General features: G+C 61.7%; 16 protein-coding genes and 1 pseudogene. 10 read left to right on the top strand and 7 right to left on the bottom strand.

Translation table 11 applies throughout. The features are described from left to right. Positions 1-267 precede the first annotated feature (267 nt). Positions 268-957, bottom strand: coding sequence for a DUF1326 domain-containing protein (locus JQ632_RS36815; protein ID WP_212407612.1), 690 nt, complete (start codon positions 955-957; stop codon positions 268-270). A 496-nt stretch (positions 958-1,453) separates the two neighbouring features. On the opposite strand from JQ632_RS36815, the gene JQ632_RS36810 reads away from it, so the two are divergent. The 3 genes from JQ632_RS36810 (at position 1,454) to JQ632_RS36800 (ending at position 4,755) form a co-directional block, all read left to right on the top strand. Then, positions 1,454-2,791 (top strand): adenylate/guanylate cyclase domain-containing protein, encoded by a 1,338-nt coding sequence (locus JQ632_RS36810; RefSeq protein ID WP_212407611.1) that lies wholly within the window; start codon positions 1,454-1,456, stop codon positions 2,789-2,791. 178 nt (positions 2,792-2,969) lie between these two features. Beyond that, entirely contained in the window at positions 2,970-3,176 is a 207-nt protein-coding gene (locus JQ632_RS36805) for a hypothetical protein (protein ID WP_212407610.1), read from the top strand. Between the two features lie 190 nt (positions 3,177-3,366). After that, on the top strand, positions 3,367-4,755 hold the full coding sequence (locus JQ632_RS36800) for an adenylate/guanylate cyclase domain-containing protein (RefSeq protein WP_249152804.1): 1,389 nt from the start codon (positions 3,367-3,369) through the stop codon (positions 4,753-4,755). A gap of 95 nt (positions 4,756-4,850) precedes the next feature. Here the strand turns inward: JQ632_RS36800 and JQ632_RS36795 are convergent, their stop codons facing one another. From JQ632_RS36795 to JQ632_RS36775, 5 genes and pseudogenes are all read right to left on the bottom strand, one after another. Further along, positions 4,851-5,675: a CarD family transcriptional regulator gene (locus tag JQ632_RS36795; protein ID WP_212407608.1), complete on the bottom strand. Its 825-nt coding sequence runs from the start codon at positions 5,673-5,675 to the stop codon at positions 4,851-4,853. Between the two features lie 344 nt (positions 5,676-6,019). Continuing rightward, positions 6,020-6,358 (bottom strand): ferredoxin FdxA, encoded by a 339-nt coding sequence (gene fdxA / locus JQ632_RS36790; RefSeq protein WP_212407607.1) that lies wholly within the window; start codon positions 6,356-6,358, stop codon positions 6,020-6,022. 136 nt (positions 6,359-6,494) lie between these two features. Then, positions 6,495-6,761: pseudogene (locus JQ632_RS36785) on the bottom strand (RNA-binding S4 domain-containing protein); the annotation flags it as partial. Between the two features lie 15 nt (positions 6,762-6,776). Continuing rightward, positions 6,777-10,187, bottom strand: coding sequence for a helicase-related protein (locus JQ632_RS36780; protein WP_212407606.1), 3,411 nt, complete (start codon positions 10,185-10,187; stop codon positions 6,777-6,779). A gap of 687 nt (positions 10,188-10,874) precedes the next feature. Beyond that, positions 10,875-11,687, bottom strand: coding sequence for a DUF3108 domain-containing protein (locus tag JQ632_RS36775; protein ID WP_409363537.1), 813 nt, complete (start codon positions 11,685-11,687; stop codon positions 10,875-10,877). Between the two features lie 570 nt (positions 11,688-12,257). On the opposite strand from JQ632_RS36775, the gene rpmB reads away from it, so the two are divergent. From rpmB to ftsZ, 6 genes are all read left to right on the top strand, one after another. After that, the gene (rpmB, locus tag JQ632_RS36770) at positions 12,258-12,566 is read left to right on the top strand and encodes a 50S ribosomal protein L28 (protein WP_092220416.1); all 309 of its coding nucleotides are present in this window, start codon (positions 12,258-12,260) and stop codon (positions 12,564-12,566) included. A gap of 206 nt (positions 12,567-12,772) precedes the next feature. Further along, positions 12,773-14,002: an ABC-three component system protein gene (locus JQ632_RS36765; protein WP_212407605.1), complete on the top strand. Its 1,230-nt coding sequence runs from the start codon at positions 12,773-12,775 to the stop codon at positions 14,000-14,002. Continuing rightward, the gene (locus JQ632_RS36760; protein WP_312015706.1) at positions 13,999-14,520 is read left to right on the top strand and encodes an ABC-three component system middle component 5; all 522 of its coding nucleotides are present in this window, start codon (positions 13,999-14,001) and stop codon (positions 14,518-14,520) included. The genes JQ632_RS36765 and JQ632_RS36760 overlap by 4 nt, the downstream gene beginning before the upstream one ends. Then, the gene (locus JQ632_RS36755; RefSeq protein WP_212407603.1) at positions 14,517-16,460 is read left to right on the top strand and encodes an ATP-binding protein; all 1,944 of its coding nucleotides are present in this window, start codon (positions 14,517-14,519) and stop codon (positions 16,458-16,460) included. Before JQ632_RS36760 ends, JQ632_RS36755 begins: the two co-directional genes overlap by 4 nt. 335 nt (positions 16,461-16,795) lie before the next feature. Next, complete coding sequence (locus JQ632_RS36750; protein WP_249152801.1) at positions 16,796-17,383, top strand: hypothetical protein; 588 nt, start codon at positions 16,796-16,798, stop codon at positions 17,381-17,383. Positions 17,384-17,436: 53 nt separating this feature from the next. Then, positions 17,437-18,696, top strand: coding sequence for a cell division protein FtsZ (ftsZ, locus tag JQ632_RS36745; RefSeq protein ID WP_212407602.1), 1,260 nt, complete (start codon positions 17,437-17,439; stop codon positions 18,694-18,696). Positions 18,697-19,053: 357 nt separating this feature from the next. Here ftsZ and JQ632_RS36740 read toward each other — a convergent pair whose 3' ends face one another. Further along, positions 19,054-19,731: a hypothetical protein gene (locus JQ632_RS36740; RefSeq protein WP_212407601.1), complete on the bottom strand. Its 678-nt coding sequence runs from the start codon at positions 19,729-19,731 to the stop codon at positions 19,054-19,056. Positions 19,732-19,858: 127 nt separating this feature from the next. On the opposite strand from JQ632_RS36740, the gene JQ632_RS36735 reads away from it, so the two are divergent. Then, positions 19,859-21,178 carry a DUF2235 domain-containing protein gene (locus tag JQ632_RS36735; RefSeq protein WP_312015705.1) on the top strand — a complete coding sequence of 440 codons (1,320 nt, stop codon included), beginning with the start codon at positions 19,859-19,861 and terminating at the stop codon, positions 21,176-21,178. The last annotated feature ends 103 nt before the right edge of the window (positions 21,179-21,281 follow it).

Raw genomic sequence — 21,281 nt, 5'->3', positions numbered from 1 at the left:
CTCGCACGGCAGCCTGCACGCCAAACCACCGATCAGCCGCCTCGCCCTCCCGGAGAACGACCTCTTGAGATTCCACAGTTAGCCGACCACATGTGCGGTGCTTCAACGAGCGAAGGTGGAAGGCGTAACCCACCATGCCACGGGTGAGAGAAGCGGTGGGTTACGCCTTCGGCTAACCCACCCTACGAAGCCTGCTACATTCCGAGGCCGGCCCGCAGAGCGGACACACGCAGATGGGGCGACATCAGCGCGAATGATCCGTTGCCGTCATTCCCCGGAGTGCGGGGTCATGCGCCCGAGCCATGCGGTGAGCCTTGATCTTTCCCGGACCATGCCATCCTGATCGAAGTGGTGAACGCAAAAATGCGCCCATGAATCTTCGAACGCCATCTCCACATCTCCCGTGACGGAGGTCGTACCTAGTCCGATCTCTGCGTAGGTAAACTCGAAACTGCCACTGGGACGCGCCAGCGCAATGTGGAATGGTTGACCGGTAAACTCATTGATCATCGGCCTGCCGATGCTCCGCATGAGGCCGGGTATCTCTACCCTGGCATTCCTGAGCTCCAAGTCCGCTTCGAGATGAATCGGCAGGAACAATGTCTCGCAGGAGACCGAGCATGTAGACGCGAATACGGAGAAGAGATTGCTCAACGGTGAGCATGCCTTACCCGAAATGATCGTCTCAAGCGCGATCCGTTGAGCCTCATCCGCACGCTCGTCGATGACGATCTGGCGCCGGCCGTTTCCGTCCTTGATTTCGCCGGGCCACTTGTACAGTCCCGCCCAGTTCAGGCCTGCGATCGGCGTATCGTCGAAATGGCCTTCAACGATGGTGCCGACAAAGGCCGACTGACAATAGCCGTGGGTGCTCGGCAAGTTGAACTGGCAACCGCAATTCATAGCGCAATTGCAGTTATCGTAAGTCTCGCTCTTGAATAGCCATTGATGAGCCATCCTGCGATCCTTCCCTAACTCGTGACGCTACTCTTTGAGAGCGCAGCTCCTCACGATGGGCCCTTCAATGTCGCCATTGCGGTTGCTTCACCCGCTCGCATAAGCCGGCTCCAACCGACCACGTCTGCGGCCAAAATGGCGGCAGATCAATACGACGCGCCCGCTTCGCTCACAGGGCGCGCTCACTTCGGATGTGCAAGGACTGAAACGTAGCAGCGTACACATCTGACTTCAATCGAGGACGCTCCGACTTCCGGTCATCGTCCTTTCCGGACCTGAAGCTACTGCTGTGACAAAGGCTACTAGCTGTCCTCGATCCGTCGGGCAGACGTGGCGTACCGTGCGCCGCATTTTGCGGGCCGCCACTGCGAGCTTTTGTTGCGTTGTCAGCGACGCCGACAGTCGCTACCTTCAGATCGTCAGCAGCCGCATCGAAGCGGCGAATGGCAACTCGATCAATCACGAGTGATGCCCGCCTTTTCGAAGGACAGGAGCAATGGTTGAAGTCCCCTCGACCCGCTACGTCAAGAGCGATGACGTATATATCGCCTATCAGGTCGTGGGCGACGGGCCGCTCGATCTGACGTTCGTGCCGGGCTTTGTGTCCAATGTCGAGGCCATGTGGCAATCGTCGCATCGAAGCCGATTTTTTCGCCGGCTCGCGTCATTCTGCCGCGTCATCCTGTTTGACAAGCGTGGCACCGGAATGTCCGACCGCGGCTCTCAGATCTTTACTCTCGAACAGCGCATGCATGATGTGCAGGCCGTCTTGAACGAAGTCGGCTCCGATCGCGCAGCCCTGTTCGGCATTTCCGAGGGCGGGCCGATGTCCTTGCTGTACGCCGCCACCTATCCCGAACGAACCTCGGCACTGGTTCTGTACGGCTGCTACGCCAAGCGTTCCTGGTCACCCGATTATCCGTTCGGCTGGAAGGACGAACAGTGGACGCGCGTTCTCGACAATTTCAGGCATCATTGGGGGACCCCGCAAGGCGTCAGCGCCACGATGTGGGCCCCCAGCATCGCCGGTGATGCCCATGCCCAGGAGGATATGGCTGCGTATTTCAGGGCATCGGCAAGTCCGGGCGCAGCAGTCGCGATCATGAACATGAACCGCGAGATCGACGTACGCCACATCCTGCCCGCGACGCGTGTACCAACGCTCATCCTCCATCGCACCGCAGAGCACGTTCTCGACGTCGAGCATGCGCGCTACATGGCCCGGCACATCCCCGGCGCCAAGCTGGTCGAACTTCCAGGCGAGGACCACGTCCCCTGGTTCGGCGATCAGGATGCAATTCTCGACGAGGTCGAGCAGTTCCTGACCGGGAGGCGGCCTGCCCATGACCCGGAACGGGTGCTCGCGACCGTGCTGTTTGCGGATATTGCAGGTTCGACCGCCCGAGCGGCGATGCTTGGCGACAAATCCTGGCGGGAGTTGCTCGAGGCGTTCTATGCCCGGGTGCATGAAATCCTGCTTCAATATCGGGGCCGTGAAATCAGCACATCTGGTGACGGCTTCCTCGCCACCTTCGACGGGCCGGCGCGGGCGGTGCGCTGTGCCAGCGCCATCCGCGACCGCGTACGCGCGCTCGATCTCGAGGTCCGGTGCGGCCTTCATACCGGCGAATGCGAGCTCGTCGGCAACGACATTGCCGGAATCGCCGTGCATACCGGCGCGCGCGTCGCGGCCATCGCCGCGCCGGGTGAGGTGCTGGTCTCGCAGACGGTACGCGATCTCGTGGCGGGCTCCGGGCTGGTTTTGGAGGAATACGGCACCTACACGCTCAAGGGAGTGCCAAATGAGTGGCGCTTGTTCCGGGCAGCGGCCTGAAACAGCTACCGGAACGAACTCCAACCGGATGGGCGTTTGGCCGCAGCAATGCGAAGCCGTTCACATTCAACGCGGCGTCTCTCATGCTATGATTGCCATTGCAGGCAAATGGGGCAAGCAGGTGCTGCACCGCGAGCCAAAGCTGCATCTCGCCCCGTATCAGTGCCGGAGGTAGATCATGCATGCCGCATCAACTGGATGGCAGCCCGCCTCGACAGCTCCGTCTGACGGCGATCTCGAAATCTGCACATTGGACTTTGATGGCATCGTCCATGCGGTTCCGTTTCCTTGCCACAAGGATGGGGCCAGCTGGGTCGACCGTCGCGGTGAGGCGCTCGCCAACATTCAGCCGACGCATTGGCGCAAATGGACCGACTCGCACTGAGTCCATCGACAGAAATCGTAAGGTGGGTTGGCCCGCGGCTGCGCGAAGCACAGCCGCGGGACTCCCTGCGAAATCCCTCATCCGCGCTGATGACCTCGCGGGCATGCATCACTAGACTGCTTGTCGGTTGCGACGACTGACAGGCGTCGCTGTGCTGCAACGGCCCATGCGAGGAGACCACCTTGTGACAATGCTCGTCGAGCGTCTCGACTTGCCTGCCGCGCTGTCGCGCGCGCGCAGCCAGCGCGAGACCGAAACCGTAGAGTTCGCGCAGGCCGCACTGGCGTCCGCCAAGCAGGAGGGCCTGCAACTGGCCGTGCGGGCGCGCTATGTCGCGCTCACAATCATCGCCTGCCTGCTGCCGGCCATCAACCCGGCATGGGAGCAGCTCTACTACGTGGCGCTGCTCGGCCTGTTCGCATTGATCGGCTGGGCGCAGGTCAGGGTTGGACGGGTCGGCGTGTCGCGGCCGGAGCTGGCGCTCATATTCTGCGACCTGGCACTGCTGACTTTCATCCTCGTCGTTCCGAATCCCTTCGGCACCGCGCACTGGCCGGTCGCGATGCAGTACCGTTTCGGCAACTTCATCTACTTCTTCGTACTGCTCTCGGGCACCACGCTGGCTTATTCCTGGCGCACCGTGGTTGCGATGGGAACATGGACCGCCGGACTCTGGATGATCGGCGTGGCCTGGGTGTGGTGGCAGCCCGATCGCGATCCCGCGCTGACCGCCCGTATCGCCGCCGCAGTGGGCAACGATCACCGGCTGCTCGCGCTGATCTCGCCCAGTGAGATCGGATTCGGCCTCCGCATCCAGGAAATCGTCGTCTTCATGATCGTCGCCGTGACGCTGGCGCTCGCGGTCCGCCGCAGCAACGATCTTTTGATCCGGCATGCCGCGGTGGAACGCGAACGCGGCAATCTTGCACGCTACTTCTCACCCAACGTCGTGACGGAATTGTCGAAGCACGACGAGCCGCTGAAGCAGGTGCGCACGCAAGACGTCGCGGTGCTGTTCGTGGACATCGTCGGCTTCACGGCCTTTGCCGATGCACGCACGCCGGAGGAAGTGGTGCGGACATTGCGCCAATTCCACGGATTGATGGAGCAGGAGGTTTTCCGTCACGACGGCACGCTGGACAAGTATCTCGGTGACGGATTGATGGCGACGTTCGGCACGCCCTTCGCCGGCGCGCGCGATGCCAGCAACGCGTTGCGCTGTGCCCAGGCCATGATCGCGGCGGCGGACCGGTGGAACGAGCAGCGAAGAGCGTCCGGTGAGCCGCCGATGCGCGTCAGCTTTGGCGTGCATTACGGGCCGGTGGTGCTCGGCGACATCGGGCACACCTGTCTGGAATTTGCCGTGATCGGCGCGACCGTCAACGCCGCGAGCCGCCTCGAGGCGTTGACGCGCACGCTCGACTGCGCGCTGGTGGCAAGCAACGATCTCGTCAGCCGCGCCAGGGCCGAACTCGGCGGCGCAGCCGAAACATTTCAGCCATTGATCGCCCTGGATCCGCAAGCCATCCGTGGGCTCGAGCGGCCGATCGCGATCTGGACCCAGGCGCGCGCGGCGTAGTAAGGCCGATCAAGCTCAATCGCCGTCGCATCACGCGCCAAACACAAAAGCCCGGCCATCTGGCCGGGCTTTTGATCTCGTCTCGTGCGAACCGCTTACGCGGCCTCATCCGCGACCGTGGTGTCGTCGCCATCCGTATCGTCGGCATCGCCCTCGGCGTCCGCATCGGCTTCGCCTTCGGCGGCTTCGGCCTTGGCGGCGCGGCGCGGGCTCTTGGCGAGCTGGGCTTCGATCTCCTTGACCGCTTCGGTCTCGGTCGAGTGCTGCACCACCGCGATCTCGCGGGACAGCCGATCGAGCGCCGCTTCATAGAGCTGGCGTTCAGAGTAGGACTGCTCGGGCTGCGATTCGGAGCGATAGAGGTCGCGCACGACTTCCGCGATCGCGACGATGTCGCCCGAATTGATCTTGGCTTCGTATTCCTGGGCACGGCGCGACCACATGGTGCGCTTGACGCGGGCGCGGCCCTTCAGGGTCTCCAGCGCCTTCTTGACCAGCGCAGGTTCCGACAGCTTGCGCATGCCGACATTGGCGACCTTGGCGGTCGGAACGCGCAGCGTCATCTTGTCCTTGATGAAGTTGATGACGAAGAGTTCCAGCTTGGCGCCGGCGATCTCCTGCTCCTCGATGGCCAGGATTTGGCCGACGCCGTGAGCGGGATAGACCACGAATTCATTGGCCTTGAACCCCTGGCGCTGGGTCACGACCTTCTTCTCTTCCACCTTCGGAGCGGCGGCGGCCGGCTTCACGGCGGGCTTGGCAGCGGCAACGGGCGCCTTGGCGGCCGGAGCCTTGGCAACCGGGGCCTTGGCGGCGGGCGCAGCAACAGGGGCTTTCGAAGCAGGCTTCACAGCGGCCTTCGCAGCAGCAGGCTTAGAAACGGTCGCCTTCGCGGCCGGTTTGGCAGTCTTGTTAGGCATTGCGCTTCTTTTGTTCTTTGAGGACTTTGCGGCCGTGGCCTTGGTGGCGGCACGGCCCTTGGATGCGCTACGGCGGACCGCGGCGGCTTTTTTAGCTTCCTTATGGGAAGCCTTAGCAGAAGTACTCTTTTTACGCGTTTTCTGTGACACAGCCTGCGCGCGGAAACTGCCACGCCCCTGTTCGACATTAGGTTTCACGGGAACCCAGAGGGGCCAACGGGGCTGACGGGGTTCTGCTTAATGTGCCCAATATAGCACATTTCCCGCAAAAATCAATGATTTAGGGGTCTTCAGGCCTGGTTTTCGGCGCTTTCGGCGCTTTTAGGGTTAAGTTTGGGCGCGGATCAGTCGCCTGAGCCGGGGTTCGGAGAAAAATATTTCTCGAACTTGCCCTCCATCCCGTCGAACTCCTTGGCGTCTTCGGGTGATTCTTTCTTCTGGGTGATGTTCGGCCAGCTCTTGGCGTATTCGGCGTTCACTTCCAGCCACTTTTCGAGCCCCGGCTCGGTGTCCGGCTTGATGGCGTCGGCCGGGCATTCCGGTTCGCACACGCCGCAGTCGATGCATTCGTCAGGATGGATGACCAACATGTTGTCACCCTCATAGAAGCAGTCGACCGGGCAGACCTCGACGCAGTCGGTGTACTTGCACTTGATGCAGTTTTCAGTGACGACGTAAGTCATCCAACGCTCCGAAAAGCTCTTTTAGAAGTCGCGGCTTGCCTAGCGCGGATAGACCAGCGCCGCAAGCTCGGGAACGTACCATCATGGCTGGTTTCCGCGTTTGACCAGCCAAGAAATGAACGTAAGGCGCAATTAATTACGAATTGCGCGTCTGCAACTCTTCATAGAGCACGCGCGCCGCGCTGGCATCGCCGCGCCGCTCGGAGAAGCCGATCACCTTCATCACCCGCACGGCGCGATCGAGCGCGATGGTGAGCACGTCGCCGATCTTGATCGCATGCCCGGGCGAGGTCTCGCGCACGCCGTTGACCCGCACATGGCCTTTCTCGACCAGCTCGGCAGCCGACGTGCGCGCCTTCACCACCCGCGCATGCCACAGCCATTTGTCGAGACGCTGGCGCTCGGTCGTCGTGGGAGGTTACTCCTTCCGACCCGCGAGCTGTTCTTTCAGCGCGGCTAGCTTTGCGAAGGGCGAATTCGGATCGATCGGACGGTCGCGCTCGCGCGGGGACGCGCTCGAGGCGTAGGGACGAAGCGACGGACCGGACTCGCGATCGCGCCGGTCGCGGCCCTTGTCGCGGTCGCGGCCACGATGCTCGCGGCCCTTGTCGCGCTCACCACCGCCGCCGAACTTGCCCTTGTTGCGATCGCGATCCTTGTCGCGGTCCTTGCCTTCGAAGCGGCGATTCTTGTCGTCGCGTTGTTCGCGACGCTCGCCGCCGCCTTCGCCCTGCTGACGGTCTTTGCGGAAATCCTTACGTGGTCCGCCATGGCGATGACGCTCATGGCGCTTCTCGCCATCGGCGGCCTGCGCGGCTTCGCCTTCCGCAGGCGCGGCGGCAGCAGCCTCTGTGCCAGCCTGCGGACGCGGCTGATGATGATGGCGCTGGTGGCGATGCCGCTCGTGGCGCGGCTTGCGATCCTCGTGACGGCCGCCGGGACGCCAGACCTCGACGAGTTGCGGCTCGGCGATTGCTGCTTCCGCGGTGGCCTCGACGGGCGCAGCCGCATCGGGTGATGCGGCAGCTTCCGTCGCCGCAGTGACCGCGGGCGAATCTTCAGTGGAGGCTTCAGCGGGCGCAGCCTCCTCAGCCGGCGGTGCGATGCCGGGGGCGTCCTCGGGCGTGACGGGGGCGTCTGGCGAGGCCTCGAGCGCGGGTTCCTCGTGGGGCTCCGCGTCCTGCTCCATGCCCGGCGCGTCTTCGACGGTGACGGGCTCGGCCGCCGCCTCGACGGGCGCACCATTGTCTTCGGCCGGCAATCCGGCCACGGCTTCGGCGGCGGTCTCGGTCGAAGTCTCCGCGCTGGCTTCGACGGGCGGCGTTTCCGCCGAAACGGTCTCCGTCACGTCAGGCTTCGGCGGCAACGGGGCGCGCTTCTCCATGCGATAGCCAAGCGCGCGCAAGACCGAGGCAAAATCTTCGCCGGCGGAACCCGTGAGGGAGGTCATCGCCTGCGTCACCACAAAGCCGCGGCCATCGAACGCGCCGGCGGGCTTTTCGCCGGGCGAGGTCTCGCGCCAGGCCAGCGCCGGGCGGATCAGATCCGCGAGCCGCTCCAGAATGTCGACGCGCACCGCGCGCTCGCCGGCCTGCTTGTAGCCGAGCACGCGATAGGCATCGCGCGGCAGGGTCTTGTCGACCGGGAACGAGGTGCGGCCCGAGCTTGCCAGATGCTGCGCGCCGGACAGCGCGGAGAGATCGACATTGTCGTGCTTCAGCGCCCAGAGCAGGGCTGCGAGCGCGCGCGCGGCAGGCTTCAGGAGCTGCGGGAAGTAGATGTGATAGGCGCCAAAGCGCACGCCGTATTTGCGCAGCGTCGCGCGCGAGGCCTGGTCGAGATCCTTCAGCTCGCTCGCGATCTTCTGCCGCTCCAGGACGCCGAGCGCCTCGACGAGCTGGTAGGCGATGCCGCGCGCAATGCCGGTGACGTCCTCGGCCTTGGAGAGCTCGAACATCGGTCCGAGCAGCTTTTCGATATGCGTCTTGAGCCAGAGATCGAGCCGCGCCTGCACTTTTTCGCGCGGCGCTCCCGTCAGCCGCTCGTCGGAGATGATGCGGATGCGCGGATGCAGCGCCTCCTCTGCGGCCGTCAGCCGCGCCACGGCATCGCCGGTCCAACGGATGGTGCCGTCGGAGGTGAGCACGAACTGCTCGTCGGCGCCGCCGCCCAGCTTTTCGGCACGCGCATTGATCTCGCCGGCAAGCACGGCTTGTGCTGCAGCCTGCAAGGCTTTCGCATCCGAGCCGGCTTCGGCGGCATCAGGCGCAAAGGTAAATCCATCAAGACGGCCGATGACGTGGCCTTCGACGATGACTTCGCCGGTCTTGCCGATTTCAGTATTCAAGCTCGTGTTCTCCCGCAGGCGGCGCATCAATACACTGGTACGACGATCAACGAAACGCTCTGTCAACCGTTCATGGAGCGCATCCGATAATTTATTTTCCAGCTCCCGCGTAATCCCCTGCCAGTGTTCGGGGTCCGCGAGCCAGTCCGGCCGGTTGGCCACGAAGGTCCAGGTGCGGATCTGCGCGATCCGGCCCGACAGCGTGTCGATGTCGCCATCGGTGCGGTCGGCCTGGTCGACCTGGGCGGCAAACCAGGCATCGGGAATGCGGCCCTTTTGCATCAAAAAGCCGTACAGCGTGGTGACGAGTTCGGCATGGGCCGCCGGCGACAGTTTTCGGTAATCGGGGACCTGGCAGGCCTCCCACAGCCGTTCCACAGCCGCCTTGCCATGCGCCATGTCGCGCACCTCGCCGTCGCGGGCGGCGTGATCGAGCACGCGCATGTCCTCGGCGATCGGCGCGCGCGTCAACGCCTCGTGCCCGGGGGCGAGGTTCAGCGATACCTGCAGCGCGCCCAGCGAGGCGAAATCGAGTTTTGAATTCCGCCATTGCAGCACCTTCACGGTGTCGAAGGTGTGGTTCTGGAGCGCATTCACGAGCTCGGGCTCGAACGGCGCGCAGCGGCCCGTGGTGCCGAATGTACCGTTGCGCGTGGCGCGCCCCGCGCGGCCCGCGATCTGCGCGAACTCGGCCGGAGTCAGGCGTCGGAACTGGTAGCCGTCGAACTTGCGATCGGAGGCAAAGGCGACGTGGTCGACGTCGAGATTGAGGCCCATGCCGACGGCATCGGTGGCGACGAGATAATCGACGTCGCCGTTCTGGAACATCGCCACTTGTGCATTTCGTGTGCGGGGCGAGAGCGATCCCAGCACCACGGCCGCGCCGCCATGCTGGCGGCGGATCAACTCGGCAATGGCATAGACCTCATCGGCCGAGAACGCGACGATCGCGGTGCGCCGCGGCTGGCGCGTGATTTTCCGGTCGCCGGCAAATTCAAGGCTCGACAGCCGCGGTCGCGTGATGATGGACGCGCCCGGCAACAGACGCTCGACGATGGGGCGCATCGTGGCCGCCCCTAACAGCAACGTCTCGTCGCGGCCGCGGCGATTGAGGATGCGGTCGGTGAAGACGTGGCCACGCTCGAGATCAGAGGCGATCTGCACCTCGTCGACAGCGAGGAATGCCACGTCGAGATCGCGCGGCATGGCTTCAACGGTCGAGACCCAGTAGCGCGGGTTTTTCGGCTTGATCTTCTCTTCGCCGGTGACCAGCGCGACGGCCTCGCTGCCCTTGCGATCGGCGATCTTGTTGTAGACCTCGCGCGCGAGCAGGCGCAGCGGCAGCCCGATCATCCCGGACGAATGCGCCAGCATGCGCTCGATCGCGAGATGGGTCTTGCCGGTGTTGGTCGGCCCGAGCACCGCAGTGACGCCGGCGCCTGGCGCGCGCTCGGAAGCGAGGGGAGAGGGAGAGAAGGCCATTTGCTGGTAGCTAGTCGTTCTCGGGGCGGTTTGTCAGTGCTGTTCACCTCTCCCATGGGGAGAGGTCGCGCCGAAGGCGCGGGTGAGGGGCTCAGGTCCCATGAGAGAGCGAAACCCCTCACCCGGATCGCATCTCGCGATGCGATCCGACCTCTCCCTTCGGGAGAGGTGGGCTCCCCGACTCCCGCGCAACTGTTTCAATTTGCGACGCTTTCTTCGCTCAACTTAAGCTTCGGAACGACTCTAGAACGAATCGCGGCCGAATCGCTGACTCCCCTCCGCTTCCTGTTACGTTCACGCAACATGTCGCGGGACCTGTGTTTGGGCGCACTAGATGGAGTTTTGGCCCAACGCACAAGCGGTGTTTTCAGGGCGAAATCCTTAAAGCTGGGGAGGGCGCGGAGTCGAATCAGAATCGCGGAGGAGTCAAATGGATTCCCAACTTTCGAGGCCTCGGAGCCAAACATCGAAAACAACCCCATGCAAAGTAGAAGGGGTGTTGAATCGATTGGGGTTTTTCTTACCCTCCCCTGGAGGGGGAGGGTCGATCGCGCGAAGCGCGAGCGGGGTGGGGTGATCTCTCAACTCGGGCACTGTTCGACGCGGAGGGACCGTCACCCCACCCGTCTCACATTTTCGCTGCGCTCAATGTCAGCCGACCCTCCCCCTCCAGGGGAGAGTGGGCTGCTACTGCGTCTTCGCCACCCTGGGCGGCTGCGGTGCCGTGATGAAGCTTGTCGCTTCCAGCATGGCCGGGCCGAGCGGGGTCGGAATCTTCACCCAGAACGGCACCAACACCCGCGTGCCCGCGACCGGCGCAAACGCGATCTCGATATTGCGCTGGGTGGCGAGGTATTTGATCACGGGGCGATCGGGGATGTAGCCGGCGATCGGCGAGAAATAGAGCGCGCAGACCACGACCGGGCCGTGATAGCCCTTTTCGGCCTTCACGTTTTCCATGCGCTTGAAATCGAGCTTGAGGTCGTAGCGCATGCGGCCATCGAACACGGCGGCGCCGGTGCGGCAGGCCTCCGGGCTCAAGACCTCGCCGGTGCCGGGCACGCGCAGCAGCGAAGCCGTCATCGGATCCCAGACGCCGCGGCGATGGCCATCCGTCACCGGAATGCGGTCGGCATCGACCGGCGGCTCCGGCACGATGCCAAATTCCTTCACATTGCCCTTGTCCAGGGTGATGTGGATCTCTTCGGTCTTCTTCGAGGTGGTGGTGGAGGCCTGGTAGCCGGTTGCCACCAGCGCGCCGTTGACCACGCGCCCCTGCGAGGCACCCGAACCCGACCCGCCGGCAAAGGATTTGAGCAGCCCGGTGGTGCCGCCGCTGGCCGCGGCCGAAAACACGTCGTCGCCGATGTCGATATTCCAGGCGCCGCGGCCGACCGGGATGCCCGACAGCGTCGCCTCATACTGCGCTTCCAGCTTGCCCTGGGCCGACGCCGGCGCGATCCCGGCCGAAAACCCAAAGCCAACTCCAAGCCCGCACAGGGCCAAAAGGGCCAGCCGGCGCAAGGAGCGCCGCAGGGGCAATTGGATTTGAGGCAGGGTCACGTTCAGTCGCAATCCAGTGGTCGCTAGCTGATTGTTACTTAAGCCAAAAATTGCGGCAAACAATGTGCCGGAACGCTATTGCACAGGGCAAAAGGGAACCGGCGTTGTCTTCTCCCGGGAATACGCCGTTTATGTGATGGGAGGGGCCCTCTGGCAGTAGCGAAGAACACCTCTCCCGCTTGCGGGAGAGGTCGCGCCGAAGGCGCGGGTGAGGGTTCTCTCCCCCGAGGGGTCCTCGCCCGCGGAGGCACCCCCTCCCCACCCCTCCCCCGCAAGCGGGAGAGGGAGCGCACCTCCGCCGGCCCAAACCCCTGAATTTGCGGCGCGAGTTTCCGGGCTCGGGCTGTCGCCCGCCCCGGAACTACGGGCCGAAACCGGCCCTTCGCCTTGACTACCCGCCCCTTCCCCCCTATACGTCCGCCGCTCCCACAAGGACACAGATTTAGGACCCCCGTGGCGCCCCGATGGCCGCCGCAATGACTTGGGGGAAGGACAAGGATTTTCGAGATGTCTCGCCGCTGCGAACTGACGGCCAAGGGCCCCCTCGTCGGCCACAAGGTCAGCCACTCCAACATCAAGACCAAGCGCCGCTTCCTGCCGAACCTCGTCAACGTGACGTTCATCAGCGAAGCCCTGGAGCGCAACGTGCGCCTGCGCGTCTCCACCAACGCGGTCAAGAGCGTCGACCACAATGGCGGCCTCGACGCCTTCCTGCTCAAGGCCAACGCCGATGCGCTGTCGCCGCGCGCGCTGGAATTGAAGCGCGCCATCCAGAAGAAGGTCGGCGACACCGCGCCCGCCAAGAAGGCGAGCTAAGAGAATTTTCGAGCTGGGGCCGGGGGCACGCGTAAGCGTCGCGTAGGCTTAAGAGTAGAGTTTTGCGTGACGGCCGGGTCGGAAGATCCGGCCGTTTTTGTTGATCAGTCGAATTTTACCACCGCGCTATCGCGCCAAAATTGCAGAGGCCTCTACTGGACGTTGCACCGGTCGAGGTCTAGGGTTCGGGGTTCGGGGGGAGGAAGGTGCAGCAACTACAATTGCATCGTGTCGCCGAGGTTACTCGGCCACACGTCACTGCCGACGTCATTTTCGTACACGGATTGGGCGGTGACGGAAGAGAGACATGGTCCGCTGGGCCGGATGCCTTTTGGCCACTATGGATATTTGAGGACCTGACCACAACTGAACTCTGGATGCTCGAATATCCAGCATCGATGTTTGGCAGCGCAAATGGTGCGCTCGTTATCAGCGATCAGGCTAAACAGGTTTTGGACCTGCTCGCTACACATTCCATAGGAACCCGGCCTATCGTTTTTGTAGCGCATAGTCTTGGCGGGTTGTTGGTAAAGCAGCTTCTACGAACAGCGGTGGAGCTTCATAAGCCCGACTGGGAGCTCATCGCTGCTAATGCAAGAGGTGTGCTCTTCCTTGCCACGCCTCACACGGGGGCATCGATCGCAAGCATCGCCGCGAAGTTCCCGTTTGTCTCAAAGGCAACAGCTCAGATTTCGGCAAACGATCCGAACCTCCTCGGGTTAAACGATTGGTACCAGCAAAATGCGGTTTCGCGTGGTCTTGCCACTCACGCCTACTGCGAGACGAGGCCATATCTCGGCAACGTCATCGTAGATAAGGCGAGCGCCAACCCTGGAGTTGCTGGTTGCGTTACGATTGAGTTCAACGGCAACCATGCGGAAATTTGTAAGCCGCCCTCGAAGCAATCTCCCATATATGCCGGAGCAAGAAAGTTCATTAGCGACCTAATCGGGGATGCACCAAGGCCTGTGGCGGCTCTAGCATCCAAGATTCTATCGGCCAAACATTCCGGACATCTTGACCAAGATGATTCCTACGTCGCCCTAGCCGACGAATTCGAGAACTACACTACGGCAAAGGAGCCCCGCCTCGATTTGGCGGAAAAGTTGCGCCTGGGAGGTAAGGCACACGAAATACCTCGCGCCATCCGCCTGAAGGAGGAATTTGCAAAGAGTTTCGCCCGAAACCAACTGCAATCATCATCCACCCAACGCTACATCAAGCTTCTCGCCGAGGTCGATTCACGATTCAATTCGCACGTTTATCCTGCAATCGTGAATGGAGCGTCGGCGGCGGAGACTGCGGCACTGATCAAGGCTTGGATCAGCGACCCGATCATTGAAGCCCACAAAGACGACGCGCTCGTAAATCACGTCGTTCTGGATCGAATGATCTACTACCTGACCGGCATCTGCCACATCCGGTGGTCGCCATGACAACGACAAGAACGCTTCGTCTTTGGCATCCATCTTTTGACGCGTATCACTGCACTTTCCGCTTCTTGCGGCTTCTAACATTTCAAAACGATCACGCGCTAACGATCGAGAAGCTGTGGATTCTAGACTTCTATCTACTCTACCCAGTCCTACTTCATAGGACTTCAATGCCAGCCGAGGTTCGCCGAGTATTTCGTTCTGTCAAAATCGAACGTCCGGCGGACCAGTTCGTTCAGCTCCCTAGTGAAAAGAGTCTCTATCGAGAGTTGGCGATCTTTCAAAAGGTGGCTGGCACCAACCTAGTGGCCAAGGGATTGCTCTCTCGCAGCAAGTACCTTTCCGGCCAGGCCATGCTGATAGTGAACGCGGTTCCGGATGTACTACGCGCAAGTTTGCATGAGACCAACGAGATCGAGTACCGCTTCATGCACTTCCTTTTGAACGAATTTGGCGCGCTGGACTTGGCCGGTACGAGAGGACTGCGCTTGCTTACTGGTCTCGTACGGAGACAGCCATGAGCCAGCCATTGAAGATTCAACTTGTACCAAGGCTGGTGCTTCGACGCTTAGTTGTATTTCGCAAGGGAAAGACTGCCTACGACGAGCGTTTCCACACTGGCGTGAACATCATCCGTGGAACGAACAGCTCTGGGAAGTCAACGATAATGGACTTCATTTTCCATGTCTTGGGAGGAGAGGTCCTAGGTCCAACAATTCAAGAATGGAAAGAGTATGCAGCCCTGTGCGACACTGTCGTAGCAGAAGTGACGCTCAATGATGCGACTGTGACGCTTAGACGCGAGATTTCCTCAGACCACGCTCGTCCGCTGCACATCTTCTTTGGTCCACTGGAGACTGCAACTCGATCCGTCGCCGAGGGCTGGCAGATATTCCCATATGCTCGACAAGAGAAAAGAGAATCGTTTTCGCAGATCCTATTTCGATCCCTAGCGATGCCCGAGGCTTCCAGCCCAGAAGGCAGCAGCATAACTATGCACCAAGTCCTCCGGCTGCTCTACTCGGATCAAATGACCCCGGTGCAACGCATCTTTCGCTTTGAGAACTTTGACCCTCCAATTCTGAAGCAAGCTATCGGCGATTTCCTTTGCGGCGTCGGCGAATTCAATCTCTATGAAAAGCAAGTCGTGTTGCGTGATTTAGAGAAGAAATTTGACGACCTCAGTTCAGAGCTAAAGAGCATATTTTCATTGGTGGGCGGCGACCTCGACACGCCACTAGCCAGAGAGGCAATCGAAAAAGAACTAGATGATCTTACGAAAGAGCGCATCGAGAGATATGCCGAACTTGAACGAATAGCTCGGTCAGACTTTGGGAGCACCGAAGATACAAAGTCTCGCGAACTTGCGCGGCGGCGAGCACTCGAAGAAGTTGCGCGCCTCTTAGAGAAGATGCAGTCACTTGAGCTCGAGATCAACACAATAGAATTCGAAATCACTGACAGCAACAAGTTCATTGGTCACCTTGAACGCATGCTGGAAGATATCGAGAAAGCTGCGCTCACCTACGAGCAACTTGGCGGCATTCATTTCAAGTATTGCCCAGCATGCTTTTCACCCACAAACGATGCGGATGATCCAAGCCATTGTCATTTGTGTAAGACCGCCCTTGATGATTCTGAGCGCGCCTCCAGGGGTCTAGCCGTTAAAATCGACATACAAATGCAATTACGTGAGTCTAGGCAATTGCAGGAACAACGTCAGGAAGCGTTGGCGCTCAACCTAAAAGCACTTGGCTCGATCCGGCGAGAGCATTCTTCGAAGGCAGCAGCTTACGATGCGCTTTCCAGCGCCCCCATGAGCTCTCGCGATACCGCAATCGCAAATATTAATCGCCGAATTGGCTTCATCGATTCGCGGATTGAAACGATAAGCCAACGTTTGGATCTCGTCTCCAAGATCAGTTCAATGTCGGACGAGAAACGGGACCTAAACGAAAGAATCTCGAAAATCAGAGATGAGATAAAGGCAATTTTGGCAGCTCAGGATAAGCGCAAACGAACGGCATACTCCCTCATCGCGCGGAATGTCCTGGAACTTCTTCATAACGACACTGGCGATCAAGACGCTTTCGTTGACGCCAGTAGCTTCAGCTTTTCGTTTGGTAATGACTCCTTGTCGGTCGACGGCAAGTCAAACTTTGCCGCGAGTAGTTTGGTCATTCTGAAGAACAGCTTTCATCTCGGTCTCCTAGTTGCGTCACTTCAAGACAATCAGTTCCTGCTTCCTAGATTTATGATGTTTGACAACATCGAAGACAAAGGAATGATTCCGCAAAGAAGTTGGAATTTTCAGCAGTTGATCTGCAGTGCCAGCATCAACTCAAGAACTGAGCACCAGGTCATCCTGACCACATCTATGCTTGACCCGAAACTGGAAGGGTCGCCGTTCGTTGTCGGCCCCGCTTACTCCAAGGAGTATCGAACTTTGCGGATCAACTAGCCCAACGCTCCTTTGCCAGAGAATTTGTCATGGCCTTGCTTGCGCTCGTCAAAGAGAGTCTCACTGGTTGGCCCCGACGAGATAATCGACGACTGGCTTCTATACTTCGTGAATGAACCCGATCTCGGATGGCCGCCTCCCATGTCGGCGATCCCGGGTGAAGCGGAATGACCGGGCTGCAGCCGGAAAAGACGCGACTGAGCAAAAGCGCAAGCCGCGCCCGCGCGTTAACCGTCCGTTAACCAACGCATCCTAGCCTCTCGTCATCGTCCAGTCATCACTAGCCCGAAATGCCTCCCCGGTTCGCTCCAGGAGAAGTGCCGATGTGCGTTGAGTTGCTGACGTATGCCGATCTCGGTGCCCGCCTCAAGATCTCGCGCGAGGCCGCTCGTGCGCTTGCCAGACGACGCGGGTTGCCGCGCTCGCGGTCGGATGACGGCAAAGCCCTGGTGAGCGTTGATTTCTCCGAACTCCGGTATACGCCCCGCCCACGGCGTGGCGGCGGGGCAAACCACATCGCCGCCTCCCTGGCAAAGACCGAGGCATCAGAGCCATTGCCGCTCCGATGGAACGGGGTTCTAGATCATTATTTCGACGCGTTTTCCTTGCGCGAACCGGTATCCACTTCGCTCGAAAACGCATCAGAGGTCGAGGCCTTCAAGGCGGAGATCGCGCGGCTCGAAGCCATGGCTGCCGACGCGAGAGCGGATTTCGAGCGCGAGCGGGAGCGCGCCGATCGCCTCGACGTCGAGCTCAAGCAGGCGGCTGCCGAGACGACGGCAGCCAATGCGTGGGTGGCACGATTGGAAGAGGAGGTTGCGGCGCTGCGGACCGGTCGCGGCTCGGTCGCGGGACAGGCCGCGCTGCGATTGGGACATCTGGCCGCGGCGATCGTGGGCGCCGACCGCGCGGCCCGCAGGTAACGCTCGGACCATATCTCAAATCCCCGGCTTGCCGGAGCAACCGCGAGGGAACAATGACTGGCATCACCGATATTCACGAGATGAAAGCGCGCATCGTCGTTTTCGGGGTCGGCGGCGCCGGCGGCAATGCCGTCAACAACATGATCACGGCCGGACTGCAGGGGGTCGACTTCGTCGTCGCCAATACCGACGCGCAGGCGCTGACCACGTCGAAGGCAGAGCGACTCATCCAGCTCGGCACCAACGTGACCGCAGGCCTTGGCGCCGGCTCGCAGCCCGAACTGGGACGCGCCGCAGCCGAAGAGGCCATCGATACGATCCGCGATCATCTGCGAGGGGCACACATGGTGTTCGTGACGGCCGGCATGGGCGGCGGGACCGGCACCGGGGCCGCGCCCATCGTCGCCAGGACCGCGCGCGAGCTCGGCATTCTCACGATCGGCGTGGTCACCAAGCCGTTCTACTTCGAGGGCCAGCGCCGCATGCGCTTTGCCGAAGCCGGCATCGAGGAGCTCTTGAAGTCCGTCGACACCCTCTTGATCATCCCGAACCAGAACCTGTTCCGGGTGGCGAGCGAAAAGACCACATTCGCCGATGCCTTCGCCCTGGCCGACCAGGTGCTTTATTCGGGCGTGGCCTGCATCAGCGACCTCATCGTCAAGGAAGGCCTGATCAATCTCGATTTTGCCGACGTTCTCTCCGTCATGAAGGAGAAGGGCAAGGCCATGATGGGACGGGGCGAGGCTTCCGGCGAGAAGCGCGTGCTCGCCGCCGCCGTCGCCGCCATTTCCAATCCATTGATCGAGAACCCCTCGATCAAGCGCGCCAGTGGCCTCATCATCTCCATCACCGGCGGCAGGGATCTCATGCTGTACGAGGTCGACGAAGCCGCGACCCGGATTCGCGACGAGGCCGATCCGGACGCCAACATCATCGTCGGCGCGTCCTTTGATGAAAGCCTCGAAGGCATCGTCCGCGTCTCTGTCGTGGCGACCGGGATCGACAATGTCGACCCGGCGCTGCAGGCGCAACCGGTGGAAAGCGCACTCACGCAGCTCGCCGGCAGGCTGCGTAACGACGGCCGCCGCATCGCCGATCGCATCGAGCGCAGTGCGCCCGTTCCGCAAGCGGAAAGCCCGCCGCTCAGCCCCGAAGCCCGCCAGCCCGCGAACCAACCCGCAAGGCCGAATCAGCAATATGCGCGCCAGGCGGCTCCTCCGCCGCTCGATCCCTACGGCCGCTCCTCACCGCACAATGCGATCGACGAAGACCTGCTCGATATCCCGGCCTTCCTGCGCCGCACGGCGAGCTGAGCGGCGAGCCCAACAACAGGTCGTCATCCCGGGGCGCGACGAAGTCGCGAGCCCCAATGCGCAATTGCGCATTGTGGGATCCATCGGGCCGCAGTGACTGTTGAGCAATGGATTCTCAGATGCGCAATTGCGCATCGTAGCTCGCGCCAAGAGGCGCGCCCCGGAATGACGGAGCAAAACAACAACTCTCCAGGCGAATAAATTCGGTCGTCGTCCCGGACAAGCGAGCAAAGCGAGCGCAGATCCGGGACCCATACCCACAGGGAGTAGTTTTGCGAAGACTCGGAGTGGGAGTCTCGCGCCACAACTTCTCCCTGTGGGTATGGGTCCCGGCCTTCGCCGGGACGACAATTGGATTCACGCGGCCGTGCTGCGCGGGTTCTCCGCTGGCTGCTTTTTTTCCGCCTCCTTGTCGCGGGACAGCCACGACGGAAAACGAAGCAGGCGATCGTTGCTGTCTTTTGGCGGTTCGATGGGCGCTTCAACGACCGAGCTCGGGATGTCCAGTGCGGCGTGGCCGGCTCGCACCGCATCCGCGCGCTGATCCAGCTCGCGCAACAGGGGATCGAGCACGCTGTCGACTTCGCTCGCCACCGACACCAGGAAACTATTGAGCTCGCGAGCCTCGGGCACGACTGCCGTGGCCGGCTCGATCGCCTTGCAGAGACCATCGACGACGGGTGCAAACGCGCACGCCGCTTGCTTGATTCGCGTCTTCATCGCTTCGATTTCGCCCAGGACGCGCTCCCGCTCGCGCCTGGTCTTCACCTCCGCGAGGCGGGCTTCGATTTCGGCGATCTGAGCTGTCAGGGTCGTGGCTTCGGATGCAAGGGCATCGCGCCTTCCGCGCGCGCGATCGAGATCGCGGCTGAGATTGTCCACTAAGTCGTCCTTTCCGAACATGGCTTTGCTCCGTAGGACAGCCGTTTTGCTGTGTAAGACGGCCTTGGCGCGAACCGCCAGCCCGGCGAGCGAACGAAAGGCCGGATCGGTTGAAACAGGCATCAGCTTCGGTCGCGTCACATGGGCCGACATGGTGATCCCCCAATCGTCACATTAGGCGACCGCATGGTTAACAAGTGGTTAATTTCAACAGCGATGCGGAAATGGGGCCGCGCTTCCGCTATACTCGCCCCGGTAGCATCACCGGAGGATCGCAGCCGTGGACCGGAACCCCAAAAACATCATCATCTGCTGTGACGGCACCGGCAACGAGATCTCAGAGAACATCTCCAACGTCCTGAAGCTCTATCGCTGCCTGCGCAAGACCGACAAGACGCAGCCGCGGCAGATGGTGTTCTACGATCCCGGCGTCGGCACGGTGACGGAGCCTTCGACGTGGAACCGCTGGAAGGCCGACATCAATTTGGTGCTGGGACTCGCCACCGGCTACGGGCTCGACGACAACGTGCTCTCGGCCTACCGCTTCCTGGTCGAGCATTATGAGCATGGCGACCAGATCTATCTGTTCGGTTTTTCGCGCGGCGCCTATACGGTGCGGGTGCTGGCGGGGCTGATCCACAAGGTGGGGCTGATCTCGCCGGAGCAGGCGAACCTCGCAGGTTCCGGGCTGATCTCCTACAAGCAATATTCAGGCAGCGGGCGCGGCAACGACATCGCCGACCTCACCGATGCCGGCTCGGACGAAGACGGGCCGCTGCCGAAGGACCGCTTCGATCTCGCCGCGCAGTTCGCGCGCATCACCTCCTCGCGCTGGCCGACGATCCGCTTCGTCGGCGTCTGGGACACGGTGGCGAGCGTGATCGTGCCGCGCGCCGACCGCTTCTATTTGCCAAGTTTCGAGGAGCTCGCCTTCACGCTGCGCAACCCGAGCGTCAAAATCTTGCGGCAGGCGATCTCGATCGACGAGCGGCGCTGCATGTTCCGCCTCAAGGAGTGGAAGGAGCCGCAGGAGTACTGGAGCAACCGCTTCGTGCCCGACGACAAGAAGGCGCCGCAGGACATCTTGCAGGTGTGGTTCGCGGGCGTGCACTGCGACGTCGGCGGCGGCTACAAGGAGAGCGAGAGCGGCGCGTCAAAGTATCCGCTGCTGTGGATGATCGACGAGGCGGCGAAAGCGGGGCTCAACTTCAATCCGCGCACCGTGAACCAGCTCGCCTGGGGCATCCAGCGCAAGAACTCGCCGTTCAGCTATGTCGCGCCGAGTTGTGTGGGCAAGCCGGGGACGCCGGGGGGCTTGCACGATTCCATGAATGCGGCCTGGCGCGTGCTGGAATATGTGCCGAAGAGCGCGAAGTACAAGGAATGGCCCGAACGACACGTGCATTTCGGCTTCTACATCCCCGATTGCGAACCGCGCCTCATCCCTGACGGCGCGCATGTGCATGAGAGCGTGGTGAAGCGGATGGACGAGATGGCCGACTATCGGCCGGTGAATCTGCCGGCGCGGTACGAGATCGTGCCGATGCCGGTGGAGCCGGCGCATGCTGCGCCTGCGGACGTGGAAGCGGAGGCGACGTGAGGTGTGGTGCGACCCTACCCTGGAGGGGCAGGGCTATCGCATATGGCTGAGGGCTGCCATGAGGAAGGCATTGTCCCAGCCGGCGCGCTTGATTTTGCGCCGC

The organism is Bradyrhizobium liaoningense, assembly GCF_018130955.1.
GTDB classification, from domain to species: Bacteria; Pseudomonadota; Alphaproteobacteria; order Rhizobiales; family Xanthobacteraceae; genus Bradyrhizobium; species Bradyrhizobium liaoningense_C.
Note: the sequence above shows the minus strand (reverse complement) of the source record. Positions and strands in the feature narration are given on the sequence as shown.

Coding starts and splice junctions, on each gene's coding strand:
- ftsZ (WP_212407602.1), top strand. CDS start 17,437: ATGACTGGCATCACCGATATTCACGAGATGAAAGCGCGCATCGTCGTT.
- JQ632_RS36760 (WP_312015706.1), top strand. CDS start 13,999: ATGACAACGACAAGAACGCTTCGTCTTTGGCATCCATCTTTTGACGCG.
- JQ632_RS36740 (WP_212407601.1), bottom strand. CDS start 19,731: ATGTCGGCCCATGTGACGCGACCGAAGCTGATGCCTGTTTCAACCGAT.
- JQ632_RS36780 (WP_212407606.1), bottom strand. CDS start 10,187: ATGGCCTTCTCTCCCTCTCCCCTCGCTTCCGAGCGCGCGCCAGGCGCC.
- JQ632_RS36800 (WP_249152804.1), top strand. CDS start 3,367: ATGCTCGTCGAGCGTCTCGACTTGCCTGCCGCGCTGTCGCGCGCGCGC.
- JQ632_RS36805 (WP_212407610.1), top strand. CDS start 2,970: ATGCATGCCGCATCAACTGGATGGCAGCCCGCCTCGACAGCTCCGTCT.
- rpmB (WP_092220416.1), top strand. CDS start 12,258: ATGTCTCGCCGCTGCGAACTGACGGCCAAGGGCCCCCTCGTCGGCCAC.
- fdxA (WP_212407607.1), bottom strand. CDS start 6,358: ATGACTTACGTCGTCACTGAAAACTGCATCAAGTGCAAGTACACCGAC.
- JQ632_RS36815 (WP_212407612.1), bottom strand. CDS start 957: ATGGCTCATCAATGGCTATTCAAGAGCGAGACTTACGATAACTGCAAT.
- JQ632_RS36755 (WP_212407603.1), top strand. CDS start 14,517: ATGAGCCAGCCATTGAAGATTCAACTTGTACCAAGGCTGGTGCTTCGA.
- JQ632_RS36795 (WP_212407608.1), bottom strand. CDS start 5,675: ATGCCTAACAAGACTGCCAAACCGGCCGCGAAGGCGACCGTTTCTAAG.
- JQ632_RS36810 (WP_212407611.1), top strand. CDS start 1,454: ATGGTTGAAGTCCCCTCGACCCGCTACGTCAAGAGCGATGACGTATAT.